We start from the raw sequence: 26771 nt of genomic DNA, 5'->3' as shown, positions 1-26771 counted from the left end.
GGCGCGGACCGGCTCATCGCTCCGTGACCACCAGCGCCCATGCCAGCAGGCCGAAGGCGCCGGTGGCCAGGACGGTGCGGATCACGTTCGACGCGACCCAGCGGGCTTCGTCGAACGCCTGCCGGGCGGCCGCCACGTCGATCCGCAAGGGGTCGCCGGCGGCCTTGAGGGCGTCGTTGAGGGGCACGTTGATCGCCAGCGTCAGCACGAACGCGACGAGGTAGAGGGCGAGGGCGGTCGCGACCCAGACGAAGGCGTCGGTCCGGAAGGCGCTGGCGGCCGCGGTGGCGGTCAGCAGGAGCGCTCCCATGAAGCAGCCGCCGATGAACCAGGGATTCATGATCGCCCGGTCCATCTCCTGGAAGGACCAGACGAATGTGCGGTCGTCGGTGCGCGCGAGGCCGGGCATGACGGTGTGGGCGTAGAGGGCGAAGGCGCCGGCGGTCAGGCCCATCGAGACCGTGGCGGCCAGCAGGCTGATGATGCGGAGGGTGGACATGGCTCCATCCCACCGGCTCGCAGCGAGTCGTGACATCGCCGAGACGCTCGACTGCATACGCGATCGTCCTAGTGTCCTGTCCGGTTGAAGCGCTGACATAGTCGGTGGTCCTGGTGCGTGCATCGCAAGGCGCCGTCGCGCAGCCATACCGGGTCGTCTCGCAAGCGTCGGCAACGCCGCGAGGTGCGTGCCAGGGCCGCCGAATATGGCGGCGAATCATCCGGACAGGACACTAGCCTTCCCTAGGCTCTCTCCATGGACGCACTCGGCGCTCTGCTCAGCGGGCCCCGCGCGCAGGACGCGTTCCTGCTGCGGGCGGTGCTCGAGCCACCCTGGTCGATCCGGATCGAGGACGAGGCGCCGCTCACCGTGCTCACCGTGGTGCGCGGCTCGGCGTGGCTCGCTCCCGAGGGGCAGCAGCCGACGTGGCTGGGGCCGCGCGACGTACTCGTCGCCCGCGGGCCCGACCCCTACACGATGGCCGACGCGCCCAGCACGCCCGTGCAGACGATCATCCACCCCGGCCAGCGCTGCACGACGCTGTACGGCGAGGAGCTGGCCGAGAAGCTGGCCCTCGGCGTGCGCAGCTGGGGCAACAGCCCCGACGGCGGGACGGTCATGCTGATCGGCACCTACCAGCTCGCCGGCGAGGTCAGCCGTCGCCTTCTCGACGCGCTACCCCGCTCGCTCGTGCTCCGCGGCGACGAGTGGGACTGCCCGATCATCGACCTGCTGGCGGCCGAGATCGTCAAGGACGCCCCGGGCCAGGAGTCCGTCCTCGACCGGATGCTCGACCTGCTGCTGATCTCCGCGCTGCGCGCGTGGTTCGCCCGTCCGGACGCCCGCGCGCCGAGCTGGTACCGGGCCAACGGCGACCCCGTGGTCGGCCGGGCGCTCCGCCTGCTCCACAACAACCCCGAGCACCCCTGGACCGTCGCCGACCTCGCCCAGCGCACCGGCATCTCCCGTGCCGCCCTCGCCCGTCGCTTCACAGCCCTCGTCGGCGAACCCCCGATGGCCTACCTGACGGGCTGGCGGATCGCCCTGGCCGCCGACCTCCTCCACGAGCCCGGCGCCACCCTCGAGGCCGTCGCACGCCAGGTCGGCTACAGCACCCCGTTCGCGCTGAGCACCGCCTTCAAGCGGGTCCGCGGCATCTCCCCCGCCGACCACCGCCGCGCCTCATAGTGGTGTGGCGTCGAGGGGCCGGGCCCGGAACCCTAGGAGCCGAGCTCGCGCGAGCGGTCGCGCGCTGCCTCGAGAGCGGCGAGGAAGGCCGCGCGCACCCGGTGCACCTCGAGCTCGCGCAGGGCCGCGGCCGTCGTACCGCCCGGCGAGGTGACCTGCTCGCGCAGCACGGCCGGATGCTCGCCGGTCTCGCGCAGCATGGTCGCCGAGCCGACCAGGGTCTGGATGACCAGCTCCTGGGCGATGGTGCGCGGCAGGCCGAGGTGGACGCCGGCCTCGATCATCGACTCGACCATGAAGAAGACGTACGCCGGCCCGGAGCCGCTGATCGCGGTCACGGCGTCCTGCTGCTTCTCCGGCACCTGGACCACGCGGCCGACCGACGCCATCAGCTCCTCGGCCTCGGCGAGGTGGCTCTCGTCGCAGTGGGTGCCGGGCGAGATCGCGGCCATGCCCTGGTCGACGAGCGCGGGGGTGTTGGGCATGACCCGGACGACCGCGACGCCGTCGGGCACATGGGCCTCGACGAAGCCGGTGGTGATGCCGGCGGCGAGGGAGACGAGGAGCTGGCCGGGGCGCAGGGCGGGGGCGAGCTCGGTGAGCACGTCGGCCATGTCCTGCGGCTTGACGACCAGCAGCACGGTGTCAGCCGTGGCGGCCTCGGTGACGTCGTCGACCACGCGGACGCCGTACCTCTCCGCGAGCTCGGCGGCACGCTCGGGCCGCTTCTCGACGACCACGAGCGCCTCGGCGCTCCGGCCGGCCCGGATCAGGCCGGACAGCAGGGTCTCCCCCATCACACCGGCACCGATGACTGCGGTCCGCTTCTCGCCCACGCCCTGCTCACTCATCCTCTGGAGACCAACGACGTGAGGAAGAGTCTCAGGTCGGCGGGACGCTCCGCCAGTCGTCCCACCAGGTAGCCGTGCCACGCGGCGCCGTACGGAACCAGCACCCGCACCTGCTCGCCGGTACCGGCCAGCCGCTGCTGCTCGGCCGACCTGACGCCGTACCGGAGCTGGAGCTCGTAGGTCGCGGGCGCGCGACCGTAGCGACTCGCGAGGGCGACCGCGATCTCGATCAGCCGCGGGTCGTGTGTCGCGATCACCGGATGCCCGGCGCCGCCGAGCAGCACCTTCAGGCAGCGCACATAGGCCTTGTCGGCCTCCGCCGCGTCCTCGCCCGTGCCGTGTTCGAGCCGGACCCGGCTGCCCGGCCCGGCCAGCGCCCGGCAGTCCTCCTCGGTGCGTGGGAGAGCCGCGTGCAGCTCCACGCCCACGCCGGGGAGCTCCGCGCGCAGGGCCGCGACCAGCGCCAGCCGTGCGTCCACGTCGGTGACATCCGCCCCGATCGTCACGGTCGCGCCGGCAGCGGCAGCGGTCCGGCAGATCCTGCGGGCCTCGTCGAGCGAGCACGTGCCGACGGTGATGTCGGTGCCGGCCGCGAGGCCGGCGTCGGAGAGCCGGTCGATCAACGTGAGGTGTTCGGCGACCACGGAGCCGCTCGGCTCCCCGAGTCGCTCGACGCCGGCCGCGAAGCCCGCGGCCCGGAGCCCACCGACGGCTCGCACCGCGTCGTCGACCCGCTCGCCGGCGACGTAGGCGTGCACGACCCGTCGGCCCAGCGCGCTGCGGGACAGCAGCGTCAGGGAGTCCCGGAGCGGCTGCATACCCTAAAAAATAGGGGGTGTCTGGTCAGCCCGGTCAGTCGGTACGACGCCGGAGCGTCGCCGCACCGAGGGCGAGGGCGGCGACCGCGAACGCCACCACGATCCCGACGTCACGCCACACCTCGCCGGTGCGGGTCGTGGTCGCGAGGTGCTCCATCGCGTCGACCGCCCAGGTCAGCGGCATCACGTCGGCGACCCTCTCGAGCACCTGCGGCAGCCGGTCGCGGGGCACGATCAGCCCGCAGAGCAGGATCTGCGGCACCACGATCGCCGGCAGGAACTGGACGGCCTGGAACTCGGTGCGGGCGAAGGCGGAGACGAACAGGCCCAGCGCCGTGCCGAGGACGGCGTCGACCACGCCCACGAGGACGAGCAGTGCGTCGGGGCCGCGCAGGTCGAGGTCGAGCAGCCCGATCGCCACGCCCGCGGCCAGCGCCGCCTGCACGGCGGCGATCGCGCCGAAGGCGAGCGCGTAGCCGACCAGGAAGTCGAGGCGGCCCATCGGCATCGTGAAGAGCCGCTCCAAGGTGCCGCCCGACCGCTCGCGCAGCGTGGTGATGCTGGTGACGAGGAACATCACGAAGAACGGGAAGATCGCCAACAGGGCGGGCCCGATCCGGTCGAAGACGAACGGCTGGTCCTGGAAGATCCACCACAGCAGGGCCTGCAGCAGGCACGGGAGCACGAGCAGCATCGCGAGGGTGCGGTGGTCGCGGCGCAGCTGGGTGAGGACCCGTACGGCGATCGCCAGGGTCACCCGGGGCGTCATGCCGCATCCCCGTGCTCGACGAGGGCGAGGAACGCCGACTCGATGTCGTCCGCGCCCTGCGACTCCTTGATCTCGGTGGGCGTGCCGTGGGCGATGATCCGGCCCTCGCGCATCAGCAGCAGCGTGTCGCAGCGCTCCGCCTCGTCCATCACGTGGCTGGACACCAGGACCGCCGTACCGGCCTCGGCGATGCGGTGGAAGAGCGCCCACAGGTCGCGCCGCAGCACGGGGTCGAGGCCGACGGTCGGCTCGTCGAGCACGAGCAGCGCGGGGCTGCCGAGCAGCGCCACGGCCAGCCCGACGCGCGAGCGCTGGCCGCCGCTGAGCCGGCCGACGACGGCGTCGCGGTGGCTGCTCAGGTCGACCGACGCCAGGGCATCCTCGGCCGCGGCGGTCGGCAGGCCCAGCACGCGGGCGAAGAAGCGGAGGTTCTCGATGACGGTCAGGTCGTCGTACACGCTGGAGGACTGGGTCTGGTAGCCGATCCGGTCGCGCAGCGGTGCGCTGCCCGCCGCCTCGCCGAGCACGGTGACGTCACCCGCGGCCACCCGCTGGACGCCGACGATCGAGCGCAGCAGCGTGGACTTCCCGCAGCCGGACGGGCCGAGCAGGCCGGTGACGCCGGCGCCGACGGACAGGTCGAGACCGTCGATCACCGTCGTCCCGCCGCGCACCACATGGAGGCCGGCGATCTCGACGACGGAATTCATCATGTGTTGAATAATGCGCCTCCGCGACGGCACGCGCAAGGGTCAGGGGAGGGGTCCGGCGAGGAAGCCGTCCAGCACCGGGGCGTACGCCGCCACCAGGGCGTCGACGTCCATCGCGACGATCGCGTCGGCACGCACGACGTACCGCAGCACGATCACCCCGATGACCTGGCTCGCCACCAGCTGCATCCGTCGCTCGGGCGCGTCGATCCCGAGCGCCTGGCCGAGCGGCACCAGCACCACCGGCACGAACCCGCCGCGGAACAGGGCGTCGCCGCCGGGCTCGATCAGCCGCCGCACCATCGCCAGCAGGGCCGGCCGGGTCGCGGCGTCGTCCCACACGCCGATCAGCGCGCGCAGCAGCCGCTCGCCGGCGCCCTCGACCGGGCCGACCACCTGCTCGGCGAGCACCGCGCGCGGGTCGACGGGCAGCTCGAGCGCGGCCACGAACAGGTCGTCCTTCGAGCCGAAGTAGTGGTGCACCAGCGCCGGGTCCACGCCCGCGTCGCCCGCGACCCCGCGGATCGTCGTACCGGTGAACCCGGACTCCGCGAACCGGGCGCGAGCCGCCGAGAGGATGACGGCGCGGGTGTCCGGGTTGCCGCGCCGGCGGCCCCGCGTCGTCGCGGTCACGGACCTTCCCCGGCGTCGGCGGGTACGGCGGTCAGGTGCTCGATCGCGAACTCGAGAGACTCGCGCAGGTCGGCCTCGCGCTCCTCGCGGGTCGTGCAGCGCCGGGTGTTGATCTCGAGCACCACCTCTCCGGCGAACCCGGTGGCCGCGAGGTGGCGCAGGAAGGCGTCGGCGCCCATGTCGCCGCGCCCGGGCACGAGGTGCTCGTCCTTGGCCGAGTCGGTGCCGTCGGTGAGATGGATGTGGCGCAGCCGCGGGCCGAGCCGCTCGGCCATCGCGACCGGGTCGGACTGCGCGATCGCCGCGTGGGACAGGTCGATCGTGGTGTTGGCGTAGGGCTCCGCGGAGGGATCCCAGCCGGGGAGGTACATCTCGAGGCGGCGGCGCGATGCCCGCCACGGGTACATGTTCTCGACGGCGAACGCGATGCCCGAGGACTCCTCCAGGGCGGCGATCCCGTTGACGAAGTCGCGGGCGTACTCCTTCTGCCAACGAAACGGCGGGTGCACGACGACGACCTCGGCGCCCACCTCCTTCGCCATCGCCGCCGAGCGCTCGAGCTTGCCCCACGGCTCGACGCCCCAGACCCGCTGCGTGAACAGCAGGCAGGGCGCGTGGATGGCGCTGATCGGGATGTCGTGGTGCTCGGAGAGCTGGCGTACGGCGTCGACCTGCTGCGACAGAGCGTCGATGCCGACCATCACCTCGACCGCCTCGTAGCCGACGGCGGCGGCGTAGGTGAACGCGTGAGCCGTCGACTCCGGGTAGACCGAGCTCGTGGAGAGCCCGATCCGGGGACGGCCCCGCTCGCTCATGACGGGTCGTTGACGCTGAGCTTGTCGATCCGCTCGAGGATCACGCCCTCGCGCAGGGCCCACGGGCAGATCTCCAGCTCCGACAGGTCGAAGATGTCCATGCAGGCCTCGGCGACCAGCGCCCCCGGCACGATCTGGTGGGTGCGGCTCGGGGAGACGCCGGGCAGCGCGGCCAGCTCCTCGGGCGTCATCGCGACCAGCTTGGGGATCCACTGGCGCAGCTCCGCCAGCGGCAGGGTCCGCGGCACGAGCGGGCCGTCGGCCGACGGCGCGGCGCCGCAGATCCGGGCCAGGGAGCGGAAGGTCTTCGAGGTCGCGGAGGCGCGGTGCGTCGTACCGGCACGCAGGAGGTGGCCGGCGTCGCGGGCGATGTCGGCCCGGATCCGGCGCCGGATCTGGCGCAGCTGCTCCTCGTCGGGCTGGGCCGCGAACTCCGCGCGTGCCAGCCGGGCGGCTCCCAACGGCAGGGACCACGCGACGTCGGGGCGCTCGTCGGAGCCGGCCGCGATCTCCAGCGAGCCGCCGCCGATGTCGAACACCGCGAGCCGGCCGGCCGACCAGCCGAACCAGCGTCGTACGGCGAGGAAGGTCAGCCGCGCCTCGTCCTCGCCCGGCAGCACGGCGATCCGCACCCCCGTCTCGGCCTCGACGTGGGACAGCACCTGCTCGGAGTTGCCGGCGTCGCGGACCGCGGAGGTCGCGAAGGAGAGCATCTCCTCGCAGCCCTTCTCCTCGGCCACCACCAGCGCCTGCGCGGTGAACGCGGTCAGCGCGGCGATCCCGGTCGGCGACACGTCGCCCTGGTCGTCGAGGTGCTCGGCCAGCCGCAGCGGCTCCTTGTAGGAGTACGCCGGCAGCGGCGCCGCACCTCCGTGGGCGTCGACCACCAGGAGGTGGCCGGTGTTCGAGCCGATGTCGAGCACACCCAGACGCATGTGTCCACGGTACTAGTCAGGAGCGCGCCCACGACCACACGGCCACTACTGTGGGGTGAGTGCCTGAGGTCCCGCTCGACTTCCCCCGTGCGTGGGTGGAGTTCACCAATCCGGCCGACGAGTCCGAGGTCCTCAAGTGCGACCTCACCTGGCTCACGTCGTCCTTCACCTGCATCTTCGGCAGCGGCTGCGCCGGCATCTACGCCGACTCGCCCGACGTCGGCTGCTGCACCCTCGGCGCGCACTTCGCCGACAAGGCCGACGAGAAGCGGGTCGCGGGCTTCGTCGAGCAGCTGACCCCGGCGCACTGGCAGTCCCACCCGGGCCGACCGGTCAAGCGCAAGGACTGGGTCGAGAAGGACGAGGACGGCGAGCGGAAGACCCGCATGCACGAGGTCGACGGCCAGCGCTCGTGCGTGTTCTCGAACCGCCCCGGCTTCGCCGGCGGCGCGGGCTGCGCGCTGCACGGGCTCGCTCTCGAGCTCGGCCGCAACCCGCTGGAGACCAAGCCTGACGTGTGCTGGCAGCTGCCCATCCGGCGTACCTTCCGCGAGATCGAGCGGATGGACGGGTCGTCGTACGTCGAGGTCACCATCACCGAGTACGACCGCCGCGGCTGGGGGCCGGGCGGGCACGACCTGGACTGGTACTGCTCCGGCAACACCGAGGCCCACGTCGGCGTCGAGCCGGTCTACGTCACCAACGAGGCCGAGCTCGTGGCGCTCATGGGGCAGGAGGCCTACGTCGAGCTGGTGCGCCACTGCGAGGCCCATCTGCGCTCGCGATCGGCCCTCGCGCTGCATCCCGCGGACCCTCGCTGATCCAGCCGCTTGTAACTAAGGGTTACAGCACGAATTCCAGCACCACAACGCCCGGGTAGTAGCAACAGCGCCCGGGTAGCCGCGCGCCGCCGCGAGCCGATGCCGCGCGGGACAGCCCAGATCGCAGTCGGCTCGTCCGCCCCATCTGCCCGGGCGCTGTTGCCACTACCTCGGTGCTGCTGCACCAAATTCGGCGCTGTAACCCTTAGTTACAAGTGGCCTCCGGGAGGCGCCGGCCACCTCTCGACATCAAGAGACAGCGACCCCGATTCGTCGGACCTCTCCGGGCATGCTCAGAATGTCTGGCATGCGCCTGGATCATCTCTCCTACGCGGCCGGCCCCGACGGACTCGCGAGCACGGCAGCCCGCCTGGGTGCGGCGATCGGGCGTGAGTTCGTCGACGGCGGTGTCCACCCCCGCTTCGGCACGCGCAACATGATCCTGCCGCTCACCGACGGCACCTACCTCGAGGTGGTCGAGGCGCTCGACCACCCGGCCTCCGACAAGGCCCCCTTCGGCCAGGCCGTCAAGGCCCGCTCCGCGCTCGGTGGCGGCTGGCTCGGCTGGGCCGTCGCCGTCCCCGACATCACCATCGTCGAGGAGCGCCTCGGCCGCCCCGCCGTCCCCGGCTCGCGGCACCGCCCCGACGGCACCGAGCTGCGCTGGAAGCAGATCGGCATCAACGGCCTCATCGCCGATCCGCAGCTGCCGTTCTTCCTGCAGTGGGACCTCCCCGCCGACCTCCACCCCTCGACCGGCGCCGACGGCACCGTCTCGCTCGCGGGCATCGAGATCGCCGGCGACCCGCAGCGGGTCAGCGAGTGGCTCGGGGAGACCGTCGAGGCGCCGCTCGAGGACGTCAAGGTCGAGTGGGTCGCCCCGCACGGCACGCCCGGCATCCTCGCCGCCCAGGTGCTGACGCCCGCGGGAATCGTGAGGATCTGAACCACGTCGCCGGGGCCATCCCGAGCCCCAACATCTGGCACCACACCGCGACGTACGAGATCGAGAACCGCGCCGCCGATCCCGACGGCCGGCTCTGGTCGGCCATGTCCGCGCGTGCGGACTGGACCGGCCGCACCGTGCTCGACCTCGGCTGCGGCACCGGCTTCCACCTGCCCTCCTTCGCCGAGACAGCGGCGCACGTGATCGGCGTCGAGCCGCACGCCGGCCTGACGAAGCTGGCTGCCCGACGGCTGCGGACGCGCCAGGTCGCCAACGCCGAGGTCCGGCAGGGCACGGCCCAGCAGGTCCCGCTCCCCGACGCGTCGGTCGACGTCGTGCACGCCCGGTGGGCGTACTTCTTCGGTCGCGGCTGCGAGCCCGGGCTGGTCGAGCTCGACCGCGTCGTACGGCGGGGCGGGGTCGCGCTGGTCATCGACAACGACGGCTCCCGGTCCACGTTCGGCGGCTGGTTCCGCCGCGGCTACCCGCACCTGGACCCGCCCGAGGAGACCGAGCGGTTCTGGAGCGTGCGCGGGTGGACGCTGGACCGGGTCGACATGGGGTGGCGGTTCGCCTCGCGGGCGGACCTGGAGGCCGTCGTACGCATCGAGTTCGCACGCGAGATCGCCGACCAGGTCCTCGCCGAGCACCAGGGGCTCGAGGTCGACTACGCGGTCAATCTCTGGTCGAAGAGCTTCTGACCTCCAAGGACGGCTGGAGGAGTACGCCGCTCTCGGCGGCGCGACCGGGCGCGAGCAGTGCCCGGAGCGCGGCGACGAGGTGGACCGCGACCTCCTCGAGCGGCTGGCGGACCGAGGTCAGGCCCATCACCTGGGCGACCTGGGAGTCGTCGAACCCGACCACGCCGACGTCTCGACCGGGCTTGAGGCCACGGTCGGACAGCGCCCCGAGGACACCGACCGCGAGCGTGTCGGAGGCACAGACGAACGCGGTCGGAGCGCTCGACTCGAGCAGCGAGGCCGCCGCGCGCCCGCCCGCGAGCACGCCGTCCTCGACCGCGGCCTCGAGCCCGGCAGTGGGCAGCTCGAGCGCGGTCATCGCGCGATGCCAGCCGGCCCGCCGGTCCTCACCGATGCGCGAACCGGGCTGCCAGCCCAGCCATGCGATGCGCTCGTGGCCCTGCGCGCGCAGGTGCTCGGTCGCCGCCGCGACGCCCGCGGCGCCGTCGACGTCGACCCACGGATGGGCCGCGCCCGGGTCGTCCCACGGGCGCCCGAACGCCACGAACGGCGCGCGGCGCTCCGCCAGGCCGATGGTCTGCGGGTTGCCGAGGTAGGTGTCGGTGACGACGAAGGCGTCGACGGCGGTCGAGCGGAGCAGGTCGTCGTACCCGCCGAGGGGGTCGGGCAGCTCGCCCTCCGCCGCGCGGCCGCCGGAGAACAGCAGCACGTGGTAGCCCGCCTCGCGCGACGCCTCGACCAGCGCGTGCACGAACCGGTCCATCGCCATGTTGGCGGTGAACTCCTGCGCCGGGCTCAGGCGCAGCCCGACGAGGTGCGAGGAGCGGGTGCGCAGGTGGCGGGCGGCCTGGTTGGGCGTGTAGTCGAGGTGCTCGATGGCGTCCTGCACCCGCGCCAGGGTGTCGGGCCGCAGCAGGTCGGGGTTGTTGATCGCGTTGGACACCGTCTGCCGGGAGACGCCGGCCCGCTCGGCGACGTCGGCGAGGGTGGCCGGCGGGCGAGGGGTGTCCACCGCGCGATTCTCCCACGCCGTTCTCCGCCGCTTTCCACAACCGCCGCGTGCCAGGACGGTTCCGTCGGCGGTCTGTTCTACTGTCGTGCCATGGCTGGTTCGAAAACACGTTCGACTTACCGCTGCGGCGAGTGCGGCTGGTCCACGGCGCGCTGGGTGGGCCGTTGCGGCGAGTGCCAGGCGTGGGGCTCGGTGTCCGAGGTGGCGGTGGCGAGCGCCGGTCCCTCCCGGCGTACGTCGGCCGCCCCCGTCACGAACGCCGCCGTCCCGATCGGCCAGGTGTCGGCCGAGCGGGCCGTCCACCACCGCTCCGGCGTGCCCGAGCTCGACCGGGTGCTCGGCGGCGGGCTGGTGCCCGGCGCCGCGGTGCTGCTCGCCGGCGAGCCCGGCGTCGGCAAGTCGACCCTGCTGCTCGAGGTGGCCGCCCGCACCGCCGGCACCCAGCAGCGCACGCTCTACGTGACCGGCGAGGAGTCGGCCGCCCAGGTCCGGCTGCGCGCCGACCGCACAGGCGGCATCCACGACCAGCTCTACCTCGCCGCCGAGACCGACCTCGGTGCGGTGCTCACCCACATCGAGCAGGTGCGGCCGAGCACGGTGGTCATCGACTCGGTGCAGACGATCAGCGCCTCCGGCGTCGACGGCGTGCCGGGGGGCGTCACCCAGGTCAAGGAGGTGGCGCAGGCGCTGGTGCGGATGGCCAAGAGCCGCGACATCACCGTGGTGATGATCGGCCACGTCACCAAGGACGGCGCGATCGCCGGTCCGCGCGTGCTGGAGCACCTCGTCGACGTCGTGCTCCACTTCGAGGGCGACCGCAACTCGCGGTTCCGGATGCTGCGCGCGGTCAAGAACCGGTTCGGACCGGTCGACGAGGTCGGCTGCTTCGACCTCGGCCCCGACGGCATCCGCACCGTCGAGGACCCCACCGGCATCTTCGTCGAGCGCCACCACGGCCGGGTCCCCGGCACCTGCGTCGCCGTCTCGATGGAGGGGCGCCGTCCGCTCCTGGCCGAGGTGCAGGGTCTGGTGACCCTCTCCCCCGCCGAGCGTCCGCGGCGCACCACCTCCGGCATCGACAGCTCCCGGCTGGCGATGATCCTGGCCGTGCTCCAGCAGCACTGCGGCATCCGGCTCCACCAGCACGACGTGTTCGCCTCGACCGTCGGCGGTGCCCGGATCAGCGACCCCGGGGCAGACCTCGCCCTCGCGGTGGCGATCGCCTCCGCCCACTTCGTTAGCGCCCCGCCCGCCGGCGTCGTCGCCCTCGGCGAGATCGGGCTCTCCGGCGAGCTGCGTCGGGTGCGCGACCTCCCCCAGCGGCTCGCCGAGGCCGCCCGGCTCGGCTTCGCCATGGCCGTGGTCCCCGCCGACCCCGGCGCGGCCCAGGGCGCCCGTCGCGGCGGCGGTCGTGAACGGACCGTCGACGGCATGCGAGTGGTCGAGGTCGCCGACGTCGCCTCCGCCCTGGTCGCGCTGCACCTCGACCGGCGGACCAAGCACGCGCTGGAGGTGGTCGAATAGCCCCGACCACCCCGCCTCACCCGCACCCTAGGGTCGGGACATGCTTCCCCAGCCCGGTCGCGGCCTCGTCGTGGCAGCCGACGCCCGGACCCATCGGCTGCTGATCGATCTCGTCGCACCCCCACCTGGCCGCGATCGAGGACGGCTCGGGGGAGCGCGATCCGGCATCCACGGATCCGAGGACACCCCGTGCGCGGATATCGAGGCGTGAGGCGCACCCTGCGCGGATAGGGTGAGACCTGTCCGAGCAGCACATCAGCAGGGAGCACCAGTGGTCACGTCGGCCGATCCCCGACTCCGCGAGGCCCTCGCGTCCATCGCCCCCGGCACTCCGCTGCGCGACGGACTCGAGCGGATCCTGCGCGGCCGCACCGGAGCACTGATAGTGCTCGGGCAGGACCGGCTGGTCGACAGCCTGTGCACGGGCGGCTTCGAGCTCGACGTACCGTTCACCGCCACCGGCCTGCGCGAGCTGGCCAAGATGGACGGCGCGATCATCGTCGACGGCGCTGTCAACCGGATCATCCGGGCTGCCGTGCACCTGATGCCGGACCAGAGCATCCCGTCGGAGGAGACCGGTACCCGACACCGGACCGCCGACCGGGTCGCCAAGCAGACCGGGCACCCGGTGATCTCGGTGTCGCAGTCGATGCAGATCATCGCGGCGTACGTCGGCGAGACCCGTCACGTCCTCGAGGACTCCGGCCAGATCCTGTCCCGCGCCAACCAGGCGCTGGCGACCCTCGAGCGCTACAAGTTGCGCCTCGACGAGGTCTCCAGCACCCTGTCGGCGCTGGAGATCGAGGACCTGGTGACGGTGCGCGACGTCGCGGTCGTCGCCCAGCGCCTGGAGATGGTCAGCCGGATCGCCCGGGAGATCGAGGACTACGTGCTCGAGCTCGGTACCGACGGCCGGCTGCTGGCCCTCCAGCTCGAGGAGCTGGTGACGGGCGTCGACACCGAGCGCGAGCTGGTGATCCGTGACTACGCCCCGTCCCGGCGCCGCAGCCGCGAGCCCGGCGACCTGCTCGGCAAGCTCGAGCAGCTGTCCTCGACCGACCTGGTCGACCCGTCGGCGGTGGCGAAGGTCCTCGGCATCGGCACCGGCGAGCACCTCGACGGCGCGGTCGCGCCGCGCGGCTACCGCCTGCTCACCAAGGTGCCGCGGCTGCCCGCCAACGTCATCGAGGGCCTGGTCGACCACTTCGGCACGCTGCAGAAGCTGCTGTCCGCAGGAATCGACGACCTCCAGGCCGTCGAGGGCGTCGGCGAGCTCCGCGCACGCAGCGTCCGCGAGGGACTGAGCCGGCTCGCCGAGTCGACGATCCTCGAGCGCTACGTGTAGCCAGCGCCCGCGCCGGAGAGGCTCACCGGGCCGGGGCGCCGGCTCCAGCGCCGGCCGACGGCGACTCAGCATCCGCGGCAGCGCAGGTCTTGTTGACGTAGTCGAAGAACGCAACGACGTCGGCGGCGTCGTCCTCGTCGATGCCGTAGACCTCGGCGAGGCCGGCCGTGTCGGCCACGGCCTGGTCGAGCTGCTCGAGCTGCTCCTGATCGATGCTGCCGAGCTGCTCGACGAACACCTCGAACCCGTCGCGGGCGTCGTCGTCGATGTCACCCGGGGTGCCGACCTCCTCGAGCGCCTTGGCCCGGGCGTGCACGCCGGCCAGGTCGTTGCCGGAGTCGGCCGACCAGGTGGTGCAGAAGTCCTTCGTGCTCGCGGCGTCCGGCGAACCACCGCAGGCAGCGAGGGCGGGGACGAGCAGCAGCGTGGTGACGATCCCGAGTCGTGTGCGCATGGGGGCGCTCCTGCCCCGGGCCGCGATGGCCAAACGGCCGCGGTCGCCCGTCGGGGATCGCGCCGGGTCAGTTGACCGGCGTCTTCGACTTCTTCGCCTTCTTGGTCTGCTTGTCCTGCGGGGTGACCTGGATGGTCTCGGCGACGGGAGCGTTGAGGACGAAGTCGGCCTCCGCAGGCTCGCCACCGAGGGCCGCGGCGGCGACGGTGAAGTCACCGGGCTCGGCCCAGCCGGCGCGGCGGGTGCAGCCGTCGGTGGACTCGCGGGCCTCGGCCCAGGTGAGCTGGATGGTGCTCGGGACGGCCTTGCGTACGACGACCGACTGGGCGGGGATCGCCTGCTTGCACTGCCGGGTGGTCCACACGTCCTCGGAGCCTCGGGCGACCTTCACGACGAGGGAGTCGGGGCCGACCTGCCAGGTGCAGGCCTCCGACTCGCGGGTCTGCAGCGACAGCGAGATGACGACGTCCCGGCCCGCGACGGCACCGGGCGCGATCGAGGGCGTGACGAGGACGTCCGCGGCCGAGCACTCGCCGTCGGGTACGGCGAGGGTGGGCGTCGTGGGCACGGTGGCCGGCGTCGTCGCGCCCCCACCAGCCTGCGCGCCGTCGGCCGCACCGTCGGCCTTGCCGCCGTCCTTGCCGCCCTTGCCCGCCTCGTCGGACCCGGTCGTCCGGACCTGGCCCCCGGCCTGCTCCGCGGCCGGCTGCTCGCCCGAGCTGCCGTCGCTGCCGGCGGTGAGCAGGCGCGCGATCACGAACACCAGCGCGAAGGCGATGCCGAGCACGAAGACCCGGCGCCGCCAGTACACCCCGGGCGGGAGCTGGCGAGACGTGGGCATGGGACGACGGTAGTCAGCCGCGCCCCACGATCCCGGCTGACCCGCCGACGTCACCGGCGATCGGGGCCACGTCACAATAGGGGCGGTCGTCTCCGAGGACTCGCCTCCAGCGCCCTGTGCACGCACCTGGCAGCGTTGGCGTCGCTCGTTGGACGACCTCAGTACGACTTCGCTCCGCCGCCTTGCCATGCACGCACCCAGAACACTGGCCACCCGACGATCCCCCGGAGACGACCACCCCGCGATGACGACGAGCCCGCTGGTCGAGACGGTCCTGCACTGGTACGACGAGAACGCCCGCGACCTGCCGTGGCGCCGCCCCGAGGCGACCCCGTGGTCGGTGCTGGTCAGCGAGTTCATGCTCCAGCAGACGCCGGTCGTCCGCGTCCTGCCCGTGCACGAGGCCTGGCTGGCCCGCTGGCCCACGCCGGCTGACCTGGCGGCCGAGTCGTCCGGCGAGGCGGTGCGGGCGTGGGGCCGGCTGGGCTACCCGCGCCGGGCACTGCGGCTGCACGCCGCGGCGGTCGCGATCACCGAGCAGCACGGCGGCGAGGTCCCGGCGTCGTACGACGACCTGTTGGCGCTGCCCGGGATCGGCGACTACACGGCGGCGGCCGTGGCGGCGTTCGCGTACGGGCAGCGCCAGGTCGTCCTCGACACGAACGTGCGACGGGTCCTGGCCCGCACCGTGAGCGGGACCGAGTTCCCGCCGCGCTCGGTGACCCGCGCCGAGCGCGACCTGGGCGCCTCGTTGCTGCCGGAGGACGCACCGACGGCGGCGACCTGGTCGGTGGCGGTGATGGAGCTGGGCGCCCTGGTCTGCACCGCCGACCGGCCGCGCTGCGACGGCTGCCCGGTCACCGAGCTGTGTGCGTGGCAGCGGGCCGGCGCCCCGGCGTACGACGGGCCGCCGCGCAAGGTGCAGACGTACGCCGGCACCGACCGTCAGTGCCGCGGCCGGCTGCTCGCGGTGCTGCGCGATGCGCCCGGAGCCGTACCGAAGGCACGCCTGGAACTCGCCTGGGAGAGCACCGACCAGCGCGAGCGCGCGCTGGCGTCCCTCGTCGCCGATGGCCTGGCCGCGGTCGACGCGGACGGCCGCTACCGGCTGCCCTGAGCCCTTCTCAGCCTCCCGATGCCGCGATAGCGGCCACCGCGTCGGCGAGGTCGGTGACCGACCGGTCGAGGGCGGCGGTGCCGCGGTCGAGCGGCAGGTCGAGCTGGAGGCCCATCATCGCGGCGTCGAGCAGGTTGGCGGCCCGCGGCGCGAGGGCGGGGCTGCAGCCCGCCGCCACCAGCAGGTCGGCGAGGGCGCGCAGCCAGGCCTGGTTGGAGTCCCCGACCACGCTGGCGTACGGCTCCTGGCCGAACAGGCCGAGCGCCGCGGCCTCGACGTACAGCCGCTGGCAGCGCTCGAGCTGCCCCTGCGTCGAGGCGGCCCACAGCGCCACCACCGCCTCACGCACCGACGGCGCAGCGGGCAGGGAGCGGACCAGCCCTATCGACCGCTCGTTCGACGTGTGCAGCACGGTCGCGACCAGGTCGTCCTTGCCGGAGAAGTGGTAGAGCAGCATCCGGTCGCTGGTCCCCAACGCGGCCGCCAGGGGGCGCAGGCTGAGCCCGATCAGGCCGTGCTCGAGGACGTGGTCGGTCGCCGCCTCGGCCAGCTGTCGTCGCCGGTCACCCTCTCGGGCCGTCGCCGTTTCCACCCGAAGAATGTAGCAGGTGCTACAGTATGTAGCAGTTGCTACACGCGGCCCGTGAGGACGGGCAGAGAGGAAGGTGCGCCATGGCGATCGCCTGGGCGCTCCTGATGGCCGCCATCGGGGTCGAGGTCGCGGCGAGCGCCGCACTCCCCCGCACCCAGAGCTTCCGAGACCCGCTGTGGACCGCGCTCGTGCTGGCCGGGTACGCCACGTCGATCTGGCTGCTCGCGCTGGTCGTGAAGCACCTACCCGTCTCGATCGCGTACGCCGTGTGGGCAGGTCTCGGCACCGCCGGCATGGCCGTGGTCGGCGTGCTCTTCCTCGACGAGCGGCTCGACCTGATGAAGGCGGCCGCGCTCGCGCTGATCGTGCTCGGCGTGGTGCTGCTCAACCTCGCCGGCGCGCACTGACCGCGCCTCGAGCCGACCGCGTTCATCCCCAAATCTGGGGATGACCGAGTAAGGCACCGTCCCTACGTTGACCGGATGCGGACGCATCGAGCCCTCGTCATCCTCCCCCTGGCCGCGGTGCTCTACGCATCGGTCGGCCAGGCGGCCACTCCGACGCTCACCGTGGGCGGCACCGCCGCCACGCCCGCCGACACGGGGGGATGCGCCCCCGACACCGTCTTCTGGCAGGACTCGGTCGCCGGGAGCAGTCCTTCCTACACGGTGCCGGGCAAAGGTGTGATCACGTCCTGGTCGGTCATGGCCGGCGCCGGCCCGGGCGGCATCGTCCAGCTCAAGGTCGGACCCGAGGGCCCGGACAACACGTACACGATCGCCGGATCGAGCGTCCCGAGGGCACTGACCCCGTCCGTGCTCAACACCTTCCCGGCCCGCATCTCCGTGGCCGCGGGCGACAGGCTCGGCCTGCGCGTTCCCTCGGGCTCGGCGGTCGCACCGTGCAGTATCGCCGGGACCGCGGGCGACACGATGAGATACATCTCGGGCGTGGGCCCCGACCCCGCGCTCGGCTCGACGTACGTGACGAATACCGCTGCGAACCTCCGGATCAACGTCTCCGTCCAGGTCGAGCCCGACGCGGACGGGGACGGGTTCGGCGACGTCACCCAGGACCAGTGCCCGACCAGGGCGACGTCGCAGGGCGACTGCGCGGCGCCCACGGCCGGGTTCGGCAAGTACAAGAAGGTCCTCAGGACGAGCGGTGCCAAGGCGAAGCTCAAGCTGACGCTGACCTCGACCGAGCCCGGCTCCACGTTCATCTGCTCCGTCGACGGCAAGCAGCCCAAGCCCTGCGCGAGCCCGTTCAAGGCGAAGCTGAGGCTCGGCAAGCACACCATCCACGTCACCGCCACCGATGCCGCGGGCTACACCTCGCCGGCCGCGGTCGCCAGGATCAAGGTCGTGAGGTAGGCCTGGACCCAGCGCCCAGGCCCGAGAAACACCTCGACCCGGCAGAACTTCTGCCGGGTCGAGGTGTTTCAGACGCCAGTTCGTGCCGGGTCAGTCGTTCCCGGCAGCCGGGAGGTCGCCCTCACCGAGGTCACCCAGGTCGCCGGGCTCGGCGATGGTCTCGGCGACGGTCTCGAGCGGCGGCATGTCGGGCAGCTCCCCGACCTTCTGGCCCTCGAAGGTGAAGGTCGCGGCCGGACCCTCGCCGTCGACGTCCACGAGCACGATCTGGCCGGGGCCGACCTCGCCGTAGAGCATCTTCTCGGCGAGCACGTCCTCGATCTCGCGCTGGATCGTGCGGCGCAGCGGCCGGGCGCCCAGCACCGGGTCGAAGCCCCGCTCGGCGAGCAGGTTCTTCGCCTTCTGGGTCAGCTCCAGGCGCATGTCGCGGTCGCGCATCCGGACCTCGACCGCCGCGATCATGTTGTCGACCATCGCGACGATCTGCTCCTGCGACAGCGGCGGGAACACGATGATCTCGTCGACGCGGTTGAGGAACTCGGGGCGGAAGTGCTGCTTGAGCTCCTCGGAGACCTTGCCCTTCATCCGCTCGTAGGAGCCCGCCGCGTCACCGGCCTGGTTGAAGCCCAGGTTGATGCCCTTGGCGATGTCGCGCGTGCCGAGGTTGGTGGTCATGATGATGACGCAGTTCTTGAAGTCCACGACCCGGCCCTGCGAGTCGGTCAGGCGACCTTCCTCGAGGATCTGCAGCAGGCTGTTGAAGATGTCGGGGTGGGCCTTCTCGACCTCGTCGAACAGGACGACGGAGAACGGCTTGCGGCGCACCTTCTCGGTGAGCTGGCCGCCCTCCTCGTAGCCGACGTAGCCCGGGGGCGAGCCGAAGAGGCGCGAGACGGTGTGCTTCTCGCCGAACTCCGACATGTCGAGCTGGATCAGCGCGTCCTCGTCGCCGAACAGGAACTCGGCGAGCGTCTTGGACAGCCACGTCTTTCCGACACCCGACGGGCCGGCGAAGATGAACGAGCCACCGGGACGCTTCGGGTCCTTCAGGCCGGCACGGGTACGACGGATCGCCCGGGACAGCGCCTTGACGGCCTCCTCCTGGCCGATGACCCGCTTGTGGAGCTCGTCCTCCATCTTGAGCAGTCGCGTGGACTCCTCCTCGGAGAGCTTCACGATCGGGATGCCGGTCGCCACGGCGAGCACCTCGGCGATCAGCTCCTCGTCGACCTCGGCGACCTCGTCCATGTCGCCCGCGCGCCACTGCTTCTCGCGCTCGGACTTCTTCAGGATGAGCTGCTTCTCCTCGTCGCGCAGCCGCGCGGCGGCCTCGAAGTCCTGGCCGTCGATCGCGGCCTCCTTGCGCTGGCGGACCTCAGCGATCTGCTCGTCGTACTCGCGCAGGTCGGCCGGCGCCGTCATCCGGCGGATCCGCAGGCGCGAGCCGGCCTCGTCGATCAGGTCGATCGCCTTGTCGGGCAGGAAGCGGTCGGAGATGTAGCGGTCGGCGAGGGTGGCCGCGGAGACCAGCGCCTCGTCGGTGATGGTCACCCGGTGGTGCGCCTCGTAGCGGTCGCGGATGCCCTTGAGCATCTCGATCGTGTCGGCGATCGACGGCTCGGGCACCTGGATCGGCTGGAAGCGGCGCTCGAGGGCGGCGTCCTTCTCGAGGTACTTGCGGTACTCGTCGAGGGTGGTCGCACCGATCGTCTGCAGCTCGCCGCGGGCCAGCATCGGCTTCAGGATCGAGGCCGCGTCGATGGCGCCCTCGGCCGCACCGGCACCGACGAGGGTGTGGATCTCGTCGATGAACAGCACGATGTCGCCGCGGGTGCGGATCTCCTTGAGCACCTTCTTGAGGCGCTCCTCGAAGTCACCGCGGTAGCGGGACCCGGCGACCAGCGCACCCAGGTCGAGGGTGTAGATCTGCTTGTCCTTGAGCGTCTCGGGGACGTTGCCCTTGACGATGTCCTGGGCCAGTCCCTCGACGATCGAGGTCTTGCCGACGCCGGGCTCACCGATGAGCACCGGGTTGTTCTTGGTACGCCGCGAGAGCACCTGCATGACGCGCTCGATCTGTTGAGCACGGCCGATGATCGGATCGAGCTTGCCCTCACGGGCGTCCTGGGTCAGGTTGCGGCCGAACTGGTCGAGCACCAGCGAGGACGACGGGGCGTCGCCGCTGCTGGCGGACCCGGTGCTGGCCGCGGCGGCGGTGCCCTCCTTGCCCTGGAAGCCCGAGAGCAGCTGGATGACCTGCTGGCGGACCCGGTTGAGGTCGGCGCCGAGCTTCTGCAGGACCTGGGCGGCCACGCCCTCGCCCTCGCGGATCAGGCCGAGCAGGATGTGCTCGGTCCCGATGTAGGAGTGACCGAGCTGCAGCGCCTCGCGCAGGGACAGCTCGAGGACCTTCTTGGCTCGCGGGGTGAACGGGATGTGGCCCGACGGCGCCTGCTGGCCCTGGCCGATGATCTCCTCGACCTGGGCGCGCACGGCCTCCAGGGAGATGTCCAGCGACTCGAGAGCCTTGGCGGCGACACCCTCACCCTCGTGGATGAGGCCGAGCAGGATGTGCTCGGTCCCGATGTAGTTGTGGGAGAGCATGCGGGCCTCCTCCTGGGCCAGCACGACCACCCGGCGGGCACGGTCTGTGAACCGCTCGAACATTGCACGCTCCTCACACGTCGCACGGGGTTGTTCTCAGGGTCTACAACCCCGCTCACACCCTACGCGTTCCGATCCAGCCGTCCGGATCCGTCCGCTGTCAGCGAACGGACGGTCTCGCCGACCGATCCGCCCCGATCGTCCCGATCCCGTTTCGCCGGGACGAGGCCGGGCACGTGTCGCACATTGACCTTGGGGGGCCATCGGGCAGGAGGACGACTGTGACCACGTATTCGAGTCAGGCGATCACCGACTTCAAGAAGAGGATCGCCCACAACGCCATCAAGATGATGTTCGAGGAGAAGGGAGTGGGCTGGGAAGGCGATGCCGCCACCGGCTTCAACCAGGGGTCGATGATCCCCTATCCCGCTCTCTCGGGAAACACGCTGCCTCCGGTCAGTGGCCCGACCGGCATCGTCCAGTTCTTCGTCCCCGGGGTGTCGATGAACGCTCACGGTCAGTGGGACCGTGAGGACGGGGCCGCCCTCACCTCCACCAGCTTCCCGCCGGGCACCACGCTGGTGCGCGAGGAGGAGATCAACAACCTGCCCGGCTACATCTGCCAGGTCGACCCGTGGACCTCCTGCTACCAGCCGTGGATCCAGCGGATCGAGTCCGCCCTCGAGGGGTGGGACACCCTCCCCGACCACGGCCGGTTCGCCACCGAGGCCGGGAAGGCCAACGCCGCGGTCCAGGAGCTCACCCCCACCAGCGGCTTCGGCAGCCCGAGCGCCGAGGAGTGGCGCCCGACCTTCACCGACCCGAGCCGGACCACGGCCTTCGACCTGTTCTCCGAGTACGTCGGCGCCGACGTCGACTCCAACATGGTCTACGCCTTCCGCAGCAAGTACGGCCCCGTCCGGGCCGGCACCGTGATGCAGAACCAGGGCCAGATCGCCTACGGCCTGACCCTGATCCTGGGCGGCGAGGCCAAGCTGTGGGAGGAGGCCGGGGTCGACATCATGAAGCTGTGCGAGGCGGCCGAGGCGGCCTTCCACTACGAGCCGCCCTCCTTCGACTTCAACTTCAGCCTGAAGATCTTCAAGGCCTTCACCGATCTCGCCGGCACCTTCGTGCCGGCCCCCGCGGGCACCGTCCTCAAGGGCGCCTCGGCGGTCGCCGGGTTCCTGCAGGCCGTGATCCCGGAGAACACCACGGAGACCACTCCGCCTCCCCCGCTCTCGGCGTCGACGGCCGAGCAGGTCGCCAAGAACTTCGAAGAGGCGATCCTGACCCTGCGCCGCGCCACCTTCCACCAGGAGGAGGTGCTCTACCACTGCGCCCGACGGCTCAAGGAGGGCATCGACACCGTCAAGGTGGACTACCTCCACATCCATGCCGGCGCCGGCATCGACCCGGGAGTCGCCACCGCTGAGCGAATCCAGGTGCACACCGGAGCGCTCAAGGACATCGGGATCAACCAGGTGCCGATCATCGCCTCCATCTTCGCCAGGGCGGCCGACGACACCTACGGTCTCGCGCCTGCCGACATCTGGGCCCGCGGCTGGCCCCTGGGCTACGGCTTGAAGGGTCCTCAGGAGATCGTCGCGGAGATCCTGACCGACTTCGACAAGGTCGCCACCGGCTCCGCCCGGGAGCTCGTGGACGCCGGCAAGCTGCTCGCCATCGCCGCCGGCTGGATCGAAGGCGTCGACGAGGGCAGCCAGGCCGACCTGACCGGTCTCAACGACGAGCTCGAGCGCGGCAAGACGAGCTGGGAGCACCCGCCGCCCGAGCCGGTGCTGCCCCCCGGCCTGCGCTGACCCGCCGCGGGCTCAGTGTGCGGACTCGTAGGCCTCGCGCACGTCGGCCGGGATCCGCCCCCGCTCGGGCACCGTGAACCCGTTGTCGCGAGCCCACTCACGGATCTCCTTGGCGGAGGTGCCGCCGGCGGCCGCGGCCCGGCCGCCGCGCTTCGCGCCACCGGCGCGAGCGACCTTGCGGCCGTGGCCGACGTAGGCCGCCAGGGCGTCGCGCAACTTGGAGGCGTTCTTGTCGTTGAGGTCGATCTCGTAATTGGCGCCGTCGAGCCCGAAGCTGACCGTCTGGGTGGCGTCACTTCCGTCGATGTCATCGACCAGGACGATGTTGACCTTCTGTGCCATGCGCGGAGCTCCCTCGAAAAGGAAAAGGAAAAGGATGACTGCGCCGAGCTCGACGCGATATTCGATCCTTGCACAAGTTGGGGAAGGAATGCATCAACGCCGATTGCGCAGGAATACCTTTTCCAGTCCGCGCAGGGTCAGCCACGGCGCCCGGTGGGTGAAGCACCGGCACTCGTCGGTGACGAGGGGGGCCAGATAGCCGGTGGAGATGACCGACACGTCGCCGGCCGTGGCACCGAGCGCCGCGGTCAGCCGCTCGACCATGCCCTCGACCTGGCTGGCGACGCCGAACACCATCCCGGACTGGAGCGCCTCCACGGTGTTCTTGCCGATCACGCCGCGGGGGCGGACCAGCTCGACCATCCGCAGCTGGGCACCGCCGCGGCTGAGCGCGTCGAGGGAGATCTCGATACCGGGAGTGATCGCACCGCCGACGTAGCGGCCCTGCTCGTCGACGACGTCGTAGGTCGTTGCGGTGCCCCCGAAATCGACGACGATCGCCGGGCACTCGAAATCGGCGGCGGCGGCGAGCGCATTGACGATGCGGTCGGTGCCGACTTCTCGAGGATTGTCGACGAGAATGGGCACACCGGTGCGAATACCGGGCTCGACGATGACGCACGGAATGTCCGGAAAATGCGACGGCAGCATCTCGCGCCATGCATTGAGGACCGCCGGGACCGTCGCGCACACCGCGATTCCGCTGACCTCGTCCTCGCGAGTGCCGAGCAGGCCGCGCAGCAGCACGCCCCATTCGTCGGCGGTGCGGTTCTCGGCCGTCGACACCCGCCAGTCGGCGTGCACCGCGCCGTCGGACACGAGTCCGAGGACGGTGTGGGCGTTGCCGATGTCGGCGGCGAGCAGGGGCATGTCAGCTCGTCCGGAAGTCCAGACCGAGGTCGAAGACGGTGACGGAGTGGGTCAGCGCGCCCACGGAGATGAAGTCGACGCCGGTCTCGGCGACCTCGCGGGCCCGCTCCAAGGTGAGCCCGCCCGAGGCCTCGAGCGTCGCCTTGCCGCCGGCGGCCTGGTTGATCCGGACCGCCTCGGCCATGTCGGCGGTCGACATGTTGTCCAGCAGCACCTCGGTGCAGCCGGCTGCCAGGACCGCGCGCAGCTCGTCGAGGTCCATCACCTCGACCTCGACCCGCAGGCCCGGGTGCTTGGCGACGACGGCGTCGTAGGCCGCCACGACACCGCCCGCGGCGACGGCGTGGTTGTCCTTGACCATCGCCCGGTCGACCAGGCTGAACCGGTGGTTGACCCCGCCACCGCACCGCACGGCGTACTTCTGCAACGCGCGCCAGCCCGGCAGCGTCTTGCGGGTGTCGAGCACCCGGGCGCGGGTGCCGGCGAGCGCGTCGACCCACAGCGAGGTCGCGGTCGCGATCCCGGACAGGTGCGAGGCGAAGTTGAGGGCGGTGCGCTCGGCGGTGAGCACGCCGCGGACCGGTCCGGAGACGGTGAGCACGACGTCGCCAGGCCTCACGCGGGTGCCGTCGGGGACCCGGTCGGTGACCTCGACGGTGTCGCCGAGGGCGTAGCCGAAGGCGAGCTCGGCGATCGCGAGACCGGCGACGACGCCCGGCTCGCGGGCGGCGAAGTCGGCGACCGCCCGGCCCATGTCGGGCATCGCGTCGCTGGTGACGTCGTCGACGCCACCGGGCAGGTCCTCCTCGAAGGCGACCACGACATGGTCGTAGACCGCCTTCGGGTCGAGCCCGGCGGCCCGGATCTCGGCGACCAGCGTGGCCGGCAGCTCGTCGAAGGGGGTGCGGGCGATCATGCGGGAAGGTCTCCGTCGGTCGCGGGCGCGGGGACGAAGGTGACCGTGGTGGCGCCGTCGTCCATGGTCACGTCGAAGTGGCCGGCCCAGCGGGCGTCGTCGCGCTCGGGGAAGTCCTCGCGCCAGTGGGAGCCGCGCGTCTCCTCACGCAGCGCGGCGGCCTCGGCGAGCGCGGCGCTGATGGTGACCAGGTTGGTGGCCTCCCACGAAGCCTGGTCGACGGTCTCGGCCGTGCGGCCGGCCAGCTTGTCGAGCACGGTGGCCGCCTCGCTCAGGCCGGGCGCGGTGCGCAGCACGCCGACCCGGGAGCTCATCGTCTCCTGGAGCTCGCCACGGACGTCACCCGCGACCAGCCCTGCGGTACGACGGTCCGCGGCCGGCTCGCGCCAGGGGGCCAGGTCCCCGGGCAGCACCTCGGCGATCCGCCGCGAGAACACCAGGCCCTCGAGCAGCGAGTTGGACGCGAGCCGGTTGGCGCCGTGGACACCGGAGCAGGCGACCTCGCCGGTGGCGTAGAGCCCGGCTACGTCGGTGCGGCCGTGGAGGTCGGTGCGGACGCCGCCGGAGGCGTAGTGACAGGCGGGGGCGACGGGGATCAGCTGGGTGACCGGGTCGATCCCGTAGGAGCGCGCGGTGGCGAGGATGGTCGGGAAGCGGTGCTCCCAGAACTCCGCGCCGAGGTGGCGGGCGTCGAGCCACATGTGGGGCCGGCCGGTCTCGAGCATCCGCTTCATGATCGCCTTGGCGACGACGTCGCGGGGCGCCAGGTCGGCGAGCTCGTGGACGCCCTGCATGATCCGGTTGCCCTCGTCGTCGACGAGGAAGGCGCCCTCGCCGCGGACGGCCTCGGAGATCAGCGGCTGCTGGCCGCGGGAGTCGGGGCCGAGGTACATCACCGTCGGGTGGAACTGCACGAACTCCAGGTCGCGCAGGGTCGCGCCGGCCCGCAGCGCGAGCGCCATCCCGTCGCCGGTCGACACGACCGGGTTGGTGGTCTGGGTGAACACCTGGCCGAGGCCGCCACTGGCGAGCACGACCGCGCGGCAGTGGACGGCGCCGACGCCGTCGCGCTCGCCCTCGCCGATGACGTGGAGGGTCAGACCCGCCACGCCCGTCGTACCTGTCTCGTCCTCGCCGAGCAGCAGATCGACCGCCAGCGCGTGCTGGATGACCTCGATGTCGGGGGCCGCCTCGATCGCGGCGATCAAGGCCCGCTGGATCTCGGCGCCCGTGGCGTCGCCGCCGGCGTGCGCGATCCGGTCGCGGTGGTGGCCGCCCTCGCGGGTCAGCGACAGCTCGCCGTCGGCGGTGTGGTCGAAGTTGGTGCCGAGCGCGATCAGCTCGCGGACCGCCTCGGGGCCCTCGTTGACGAGCACCCGCACGGCTTCCCGGTCGCAGGCACCGGCACCGGCGACGAGGGTGTCGAGCTCGTGCTGCTCGGGGGTGTCACCGGGACCGAGGGCGGCGGCGATGCCGCCCTGCGCCCACTGGGTCGACCCGGCGTTCAGGACGTCCTTGGTGACGACCAGGATCTTGTCCACCCGGCCGCGCAGCCGCAGGGCGGCGGTGAGGCCGGCGATGCCGGAGCCGACGATGACGACGTCGGCGCGCGTCGTCCAGCCGGGGCTCGGGGCGGTCAGGCACCCGGGCAGGCGCAACGTCTGTAGTGGCGTGCCTCGAAGATCACTCACCACTCCACGCACCCAGTGCACGCACCTCGCTGCGTTGGCGTCGCTCGGTAGACAACCCGGTATGCCATCGCTCCGCCGCCTTGCGATGCACGCACCCTGGGCACGTGGACCAGCAAGTCATCTTCGAGACACGCCACTAGCATCCCCGCAGGCTACTCAGCGACCGGCGGTCACGTCGCCCCGGGACAACCCCGGGTCGCCGAAGGTCTCGGCGGGGTCGAAGCCCGTCGCCATGATCTTGTTGTCGGCGTCGACGAAGACGACGTGCGGCTGGTGCTCCTTGGCCTCCTCGGTCGTCATCTGGCCGTAGCCGATCAGGATGACCAGGTCGCCGGGGTGGACCAGGCGGGCGGCGGCACCGTTGATGCCGATCACGCCGCTGCCGCGCTCGCCGGCGATGGTGTAGGTCTCGAGGCGGGCGCCGTTGGTGATGTCGACGATGTGGACCAGCTCGCCGGCCAGCAGGTCGGCCGCCTCGAGCAGGTCCTCGTCGACGGTGACCGAGCCGACGTAGTGGAGGTCGGCCTGCGTGACGGTCGCACGGTGGATCTTGCTCTTCATCATGGTGCGCAGCATGGGAA

The 26771-nt window shown here is 71.9% G+C and carries 28 protein-coding genes; 10 read left to right on the top strand and 18 right to left on the bottom strand.

Annotation, left to right across the window (positions count from 1 at the left end; all coding sequences use genetic code 11):
• Positions 1-13: 13 nt before the first annotated feature.
• The gene (locus QI633_RS02400) at positions 14-499 is read right to left on the bottom strand and encodes a DUF1772 domain-containing protein (protein WP_282427972.1); all 486 of its coding nucleotides are present in this window, start codon (positions 497-499) and stop codon (positions 14-16) included.
• A 255-nt stretch (positions 500-754) separates the two neighbouring features.
• Here QI633_RS02400 and QI633_RS02395 point away from each other — a divergent pair, with 255 nt between their 5' ends.
• Positions 755-1687, top strand: a complete 933-nt coding sequence (locus QI633_RS02395; RefSeq protein ID WP_282427971.1) for an AraC family transcriptional regulator — start codon at positions 755-757, stop codon at positions 1685-1687.
• A gap of 32 nt (positions 1688-1719) precedes the next feature.
• On the opposite strand, the gene proC is transcribed toward QI633_RS02395, so the two are convergent.
• The 7 genes from proC to QI633_RS02360 are packed head-to-tail and all read right to left on the bottom strand — an operon-like array spanning position 1720 to position 7218.
• Positions 1720-2538, bottom strand: a complete 819-nt coding sequence (gene proC / locus QI633_RS02390; RefSeq protein WP_282427970.1) for a pyrroline-5-carboxylate reductase — start codon at positions 2536-2538, stop codon at positions 1720-1722.
• On the bottom strand, positions 2535-3356 hold the full coding sequence (locus tag QI633_RS02385) for a proline dehydrogenase family protein (RefSeq protein WP_282427969.1): 822 nt from the start codon (positions 3354-3356) through the stop codon (positions 2535-2537). Before QI633_RS02385 ends, proC begins: the two co-directional genes overlap by 4 nt.
• A gap of 34 nt (positions 3357-3390) precedes the next feature.
• Positions 3391-4125 (bottom strand): ABC transporter permease, encoded by a 735-nt coding sequence (locus tag QI633_RS02380; RefSeq protein WP_282427968.1) that lies wholly within the window; start codon positions 4123-4125, stop codon positions 3391-3393.
• On the bottom strand, positions 4122-4838 hold the full coding sequence (locus tag QI633_RS02375) for an ABC transporter ATP-binding protein (RefSeq protein ID WP_282427967.1): 717 nt from the start codon (positions 4836-4838) through the stop codon (positions 4122-4124). Before QI633_RS02375 ends, QI633_RS02380 begins: the two co-directional genes overlap by 4 nt.
• A 39-nt stretch (positions 4839-4877) precedes the next feature.
• Positions 4878-5468, bottom strand: coding sequence for a TetR family transcriptional regulator (locus tag QI633_RS02370; protein ID WP_282427966.1), 591 nt, complete (start codon positions 5466-5468; stop codon positions 4878-4880).
• Positions 5465-6283 carry a sugar phosphate isomerase/epimerase gene (locus QI633_RS02365; RefSeq protein ID WP_141800563.1) on the bottom strand — a complete coding sequence of 273 codons (819 nt, stop codon included), beginning with the start codon at positions 6281-6283 and terminating at the stop codon, positions 5465-5467. The genes QI633_RS02370 and QI633_RS02365 overlap by 4 nt, the downstream gene beginning before the upstream one ends.
• Complete coding sequence (locus QI633_RS02360; RefSeq protein ID WP_141800564.1) at positions 6280-7218, bottom strand: Ppx/GppA phosphatase family protein; 939 nt, start codon at positions 7216-7218, stop codon at positions 6280-6282. The genes QI633_RS02365 and QI633_RS02360 overlap by 4 nt, the downstream gene beginning before the upstream one ends.
• 59 nt (positions 7219-7277) lie before the next feature.
• Here QI633_RS02360 and QI633_RS02355 point away from each other — a divergent pair, with 59 nt between their 5' ends.
• The 3 genes from QI633_RS02355 to QI633_RS02345 all read left to right on the top strand — a co-directional run bounded on the left by QI633_RS02355 (position 7278) and on the right by QI633_RS02345 (position 9686).
• On the top strand, positions 7278-8039 hold the full coding sequence (locus tag QI633_RS02355; RefSeq protein WP_282427965.1) for a hypothetical protein: 762 nt from the start codon (positions 7278-7280) through the stop codon (positions 8037-8039).
• Positions 8040-8346: 307 nt separating this feature from the next.
• Complete coding sequence (locus QI633_RS02350; RefSeq protein ID WP_141800566.1) at positions 8347-8985, top strand: VOC family protein; 639 nt, start codon at positions 8347-8349, stop codon at positions 8983-8985.
• A 104-nt stretch (positions 8986-9089) separates the two neighbouring features.
• The gene (locus QI633_RS02345; RefSeq protein ID WP_260806538.1) at positions 9090-9686 is read left to right on the top strand and encodes a class I SAM-dependent methyltransferase; all 597 of its coding nucleotides are present in this window, start codon (positions 9090-9092) and stop codon (positions 9684-9686) included.
• Here the strand turns inward: QI633_RS02345 and QI633_RS02340 are convergent.
• Positions 9661-10698 (bottom strand): LacI family DNA-binding transcriptional regulator, encoded by a 1038-nt coding sequence (locus tag QI633_RS02340; protein ID WP_141800567.1) that lies wholly within the window; start codon positions 10696-10698, stop codon positions 9661-9663. The two genes, QI633_RS02345 and QI633_RS02340, sit on opposite strands and share 26 nt — an antisense overlap.
• A gap of 90 nt (positions 10699-10788) precedes the next feature.
• On the opposite strand from QI633_RS02340, the gene radA reads away from it, so the two are divergent.
• Complete coding sequence (gene radA / locus QI633_RS02335) at positions 10789-12222, top strand: DNA repair protein RadA (protein ID WP_282427964.1); 1434 nt, start codon at positions 10789-10791, stop codon at positions 12220-12222.
• Positions 12223-12493: 271 nt separating this feature from the next.
• The gene (gene disA, locus QI633_RS02330; protein WP_141800569.1) at positions 12494-13567 is read left to right on the top strand and encodes a DNA integrity scanning diadenylate cyclase DisA; all 1074 of its coding nucleotides are present in this window, start codon (positions 12494-12496) and stop codon (positions 13565-13567) included.
• Positions 13568-13589: 22 nt separating this feature from the next.
• Here disA and QI633_RS02325 read toward each other — a convergent pair whose 3' ends face one another.
• Positions 13590-14021, bottom strand: coding sequence for a hypothetical protein (locus QI633_RS02325; RefSeq protein WP_282427963.1), 432 nt, complete (start codon positions 14019-14021; stop codon positions 13590-13592).
• Positions 14022-14088: 67 nt separating this feature from the next.
• Positions 14089-14862, bottom strand: a complete 774-nt coding sequence (locus QI633_RS02320; RefSeq protein WP_141800571.1) for a hypothetical protein — start codon at positions 14860-14862, stop codon at positions 14089-14091.
• A 244-nt stretch (positions 14863-15106) separates the two neighbouring features.
• Here QI633_RS02320 and QI633_RS02315 point away from each other — a divergent pair, with 244 nt between their 5' ends.
• The gene (locus QI633_RS02315; RefSeq protein ID WP_282427962.1) at positions 15107-15979 is read left to right on the top strand and encodes an A/G-specific adenine glycosylase; all 873 of its coding nucleotides are present in this window, start codon (positions 15107-15109) and stop codon (positions 15977-15979) included.
• A 7-nt stretch (positions 15980-15986) separates the two neighbouring features.
• Here QI633_RS02315 and QI633_RS02310 read toward each other — a convergent pair whose 3' ends face one another.
• Positions 15987-16571 carry a TetR/AcrR family transcriptional regulator gene (locus tag QI633_RS02310; protein WP_260806539.1) on the bottom strand — a complete coding sequence of 195 codons (585 nt, stop codon included), beginning with the start codon at positions 16569-16571 and terminating at the stop codon, positions 15987-15989.
• 80 nt (positions 16572-16651) lie between these two features.
• On the opposite strand from QI633_RS02310, the gene QI633_RS02305 reads away from it, so the two are divergent.
• Positions 16652-16978 (top strand): multidrug efflux SMR transporter, encoded by a 327-nt coding sequence (locus tag QI633_RS02305; protein WP_141800573.1) that lies wholly within the window; start codon positions 16652-16654, stop codon positions 16976-16978.
• 75 nt (positions 16979-17053) lie between these two features.
• On the top strand, positions 17054-17944 hold the full coding sequence (locus QI633_RS02300; RefSeq protein ID WP_282427961.1) for a hypothetical protein: 891 nt from the start codon (positions 17054-17056) through the stop codon (positions 17942-17944).
• Between the two features lie 90 nt (positions 17945-18034).
• Here the strand turns inward: QI633_RS02300 and QI633_RS02295 are convergent, their stop codons facing one another.
• A complete protein-coding gene (locus tag QI633_RS02295) occupies positions 18035-20611 on the bottom strand; it encodes an ATP-dependent Clp protease ATP-binding subunit (RefSeq protein WP_141800575.1) in 2577 nt (858 codons plus the stop codon).
• 218 nt (positions 20612-20829) lie between these two features.
• Here QI633_RS02295 and QI633_RS02290 point away from each other — a divergent pair, with 218 nt between their 5' ends.
• On the top strand, positions 20830-22371 hold the full coding sequence (locus tag QI633_RS02290) for a hypothetical protein (protein ID WP_141800576.1): 1542 nt from the start codon (positions 20830-20832) through the stop codon (positions 22369-22371).
• Positions 22372-22383: 12 nt separating this feature from the next.
• Here QI633_RS02290 and QI633_RS02285 read toward each other — a convergent pair whose 3' ends face one another.
• The 5 genes from QI633_RS02285 to panD form a co-directional block, all read right to left on the bottom strand.
• On the bottom strand, positions 22384-22713 hold the full coding sequence (locus QI633_RS02285; protein ID WP_141800577.1) for an Lsr2 family protein: 330 nt from the start codon (positions 22711-22713) through the stop codon (positions 22384-22386).
• Positions 22714-22806: 93 nt separating this feature from the next.
• Positions 22807-23583 (bottom strand): type III pantothenate kinase, encoded by a 777-nt coding sequence (locus QI633_RS02280; protein ID WP_141800578.1) that lies wholly within the window; start codon positions 23581-23583, stop codon positions 22807-22809.
• A 1-nt stretch (position 23584) separates the two neighbouring features.
• The gene (nadC, locus tag QI633_RS02275; protein ID WP_282427960.1) at positions 23585-24499 is read right to left on the bottom strand and encodes a carboxylating nicotinate-nucleotide diphosphorylase; all 915 of its coding nucleotides are present in this window, start codon (positions 24497-24499) and stop codon (positions 23585-23587) included.
• Entirely contained in the window at positions 24496-26190 is a 1695-nt protein-coding gene (locus QI633_RS02270) for an L-aspartate oxidase (protein ID WP_260806540.1), read from the bottom strand. Before QI633_RS02270 ends, nadC begins: the two co-directional genes overlap by 4 nt.
• A 156-nt stretch (positions 26191-26346) precedes the next feature.
• Positions 26347-26766 (bottom strand): aspartate 1-decarboxylase, encoded by a 420-nt coding sequence (panD, locus tag QI633_RS02265; protein WP_139624442.1) that lies wholly within the window; start codon positions 26764-26766, stop codon positions 26347-26349.
• Positions 26767-26771: the final 5 nt, after the last annotated feature.

This window comes from Nocardioides sp. QY071, from assembly GCF_029961765.1.
In the GTDB taxonomy this organism is placed as follows: Bacteria; Actinomycetota; Actinomycetes; order Propionibacteriales; family Nocardioidaceae; genus Nocardioides.
Note: the sequence above shows the minus strand (reverse complement) of the source record. Positions and strands in the feature narration are given on the sequence as shown.

Excerpts from the sequence above, each read along its gene's own strand:
- QI633_RS02400 (WP_282427972.1), bottom strand. The coding sequence starts at position 499 with ATGTCCACCCTCCGCATCATCAGCCTGCTGGCCGCCACGGTCTCGATG.
- QI633_RS02395 (WP_282427971.1), top strand. The coding sequence starts at position 755 with ATGGACGCACTCGGCGCTCTGCTCAGCGGGCCCCGCGCGCAGGACGCG.
- proC (WP_282427970.1), bottom strand. The coding sequence starts at position 2,538 with ATGAGTGAGCAGGGCGTGGGCGAGAAGCGGACCGCAGTCATCGGTGCC.
- QI633_RS02385 (WP_282427969.1), bottom strand. The coding sequence starts at position 3,356 with ATGCAGCCGCTCCGGGACTCCCTGACGCTGCTGTCCCGCAGCGCGCTG.
- QI633_RS02380 (WP_282427968.1), bottom strand. The coding sequence starts at position 4,125 with ATGACGCCCCGGGTGACCCTGGCGATCGCCGTACGGGTCCTCACCCAG.
- QI633_RS02375 (WP_282427967.1), bottom strand. The coding sequence starts at position 4,838 with ATGATGAATTCCGTCGTCGAGATCGCCGGCCTCCATGTGGTGCGCGGC.
- QI633_RS02365 (WP_141800563.1), bottom strand. The coding sequence starts at position 6,283 with ATGAGCGAGCGGGGCCGTCCCCGGATCGGGCTCTCCACGAGCTCGGTC.
- QI633_RS02360 (WP_141800564.1), bottom strand. The coding sequence starts at position 7,218 with ATGCGTCTGGGTGTGCTCGACATCGGCTCGAACACCGGCCACCTCCTG.
- QI633_RS02350 (WP_141800566.1), top strand. The coding sequence starts at position 8,347 with ATGCGCCTGGATCATCTCTCCTACGCGGCCGGCCCCGACGGACTCGCG.
- QI633_RS02345 (WP_260806538.1), top strand. The coding sequence starts at position 9,090 with ATGTCCGCGCGTGCGGACTGGACCGGCCGCACCGTGCTCGACCTCGGC.
- radA (WP_282427964.1), top strand. The coding sequence starts at position 10,789 with ATGGCTGGTTCGAAAACACGTTCGACTTACCGCTGCGGCGAGTGCGGC.
- QI633_RS02325 (WP_282427963.1), bottom strand. The coding sequence starts at position 14,021 with ATGCGCACACGACTCGGGATCGTCACCACGCTGCTGCTCGTCCCCGCC.
- QI633_RS02320 (WP_141800571.1), bottom strand. The coding sequence starts at position 14,862 with ATGCCCACGTCTCGCCAGCTCCCGCCCGGGGTGTACTGGCGGCGCCGG.
- QI633_RS02315 (WP_282427962.1), top strand. The coding sequence starts at position 15,107 with ATGACGACGAGCCCGCTGGTCGAGACGGTCCTGCACTGGTACGACGAG.
- QI633_RS02305 (WP_141800573.1), top strand. The coding sequence starts at position 16,652 with ATGGCGATCGCCTGGGCGCTCCTGATGGCCGCCATCGGGGTCGAGGTC.
- QI633_RS02300 (WP_282427961.1), top strand. The coding sequence starts at position 17,054 with ATGCGGACGCATCGAGCCCTCGTCATCCTCCCCCTGGCCGCGGTGCTC.
- QI633_RS02295 (WP_141800575.1), bottom strand. The coding sequence starts at position 20,611 with ATGTTCGAGCGGTTCACAGACCGTGCCCGCCGGGTGGTCGTGCTGGCC.
- QI633_RS02285 (WP_141800577.1), bottom strand. The coding sequence starts at position 22,713 with ATGGCACAGAAGGTCAACATCGTCCTGGTCGATGACATCGACGGAAGT.
- QI633_RS02280 (WP_141800578.1), bottom strand. The coding sequence starts at position 23,583 with ATGCCCCTGCTCGCCGCCGACATCGGCAACGCCCACACCGTCCTCGGA.
- nadC (WP_282427960.1), bottom strand. The coding sequence starts at position 24,499 with ATGATCGCCCGCACCCCCTTCGACGAGCTGCCGGCCACGCTGGTCGCC.
- panD (WP_139624442.1), bottom strand. The coding sequence starts at position 26,766 with ATGCTGCGCACCATGATGAAGAGCAAGATCCACCGTGCGACCGTCACG.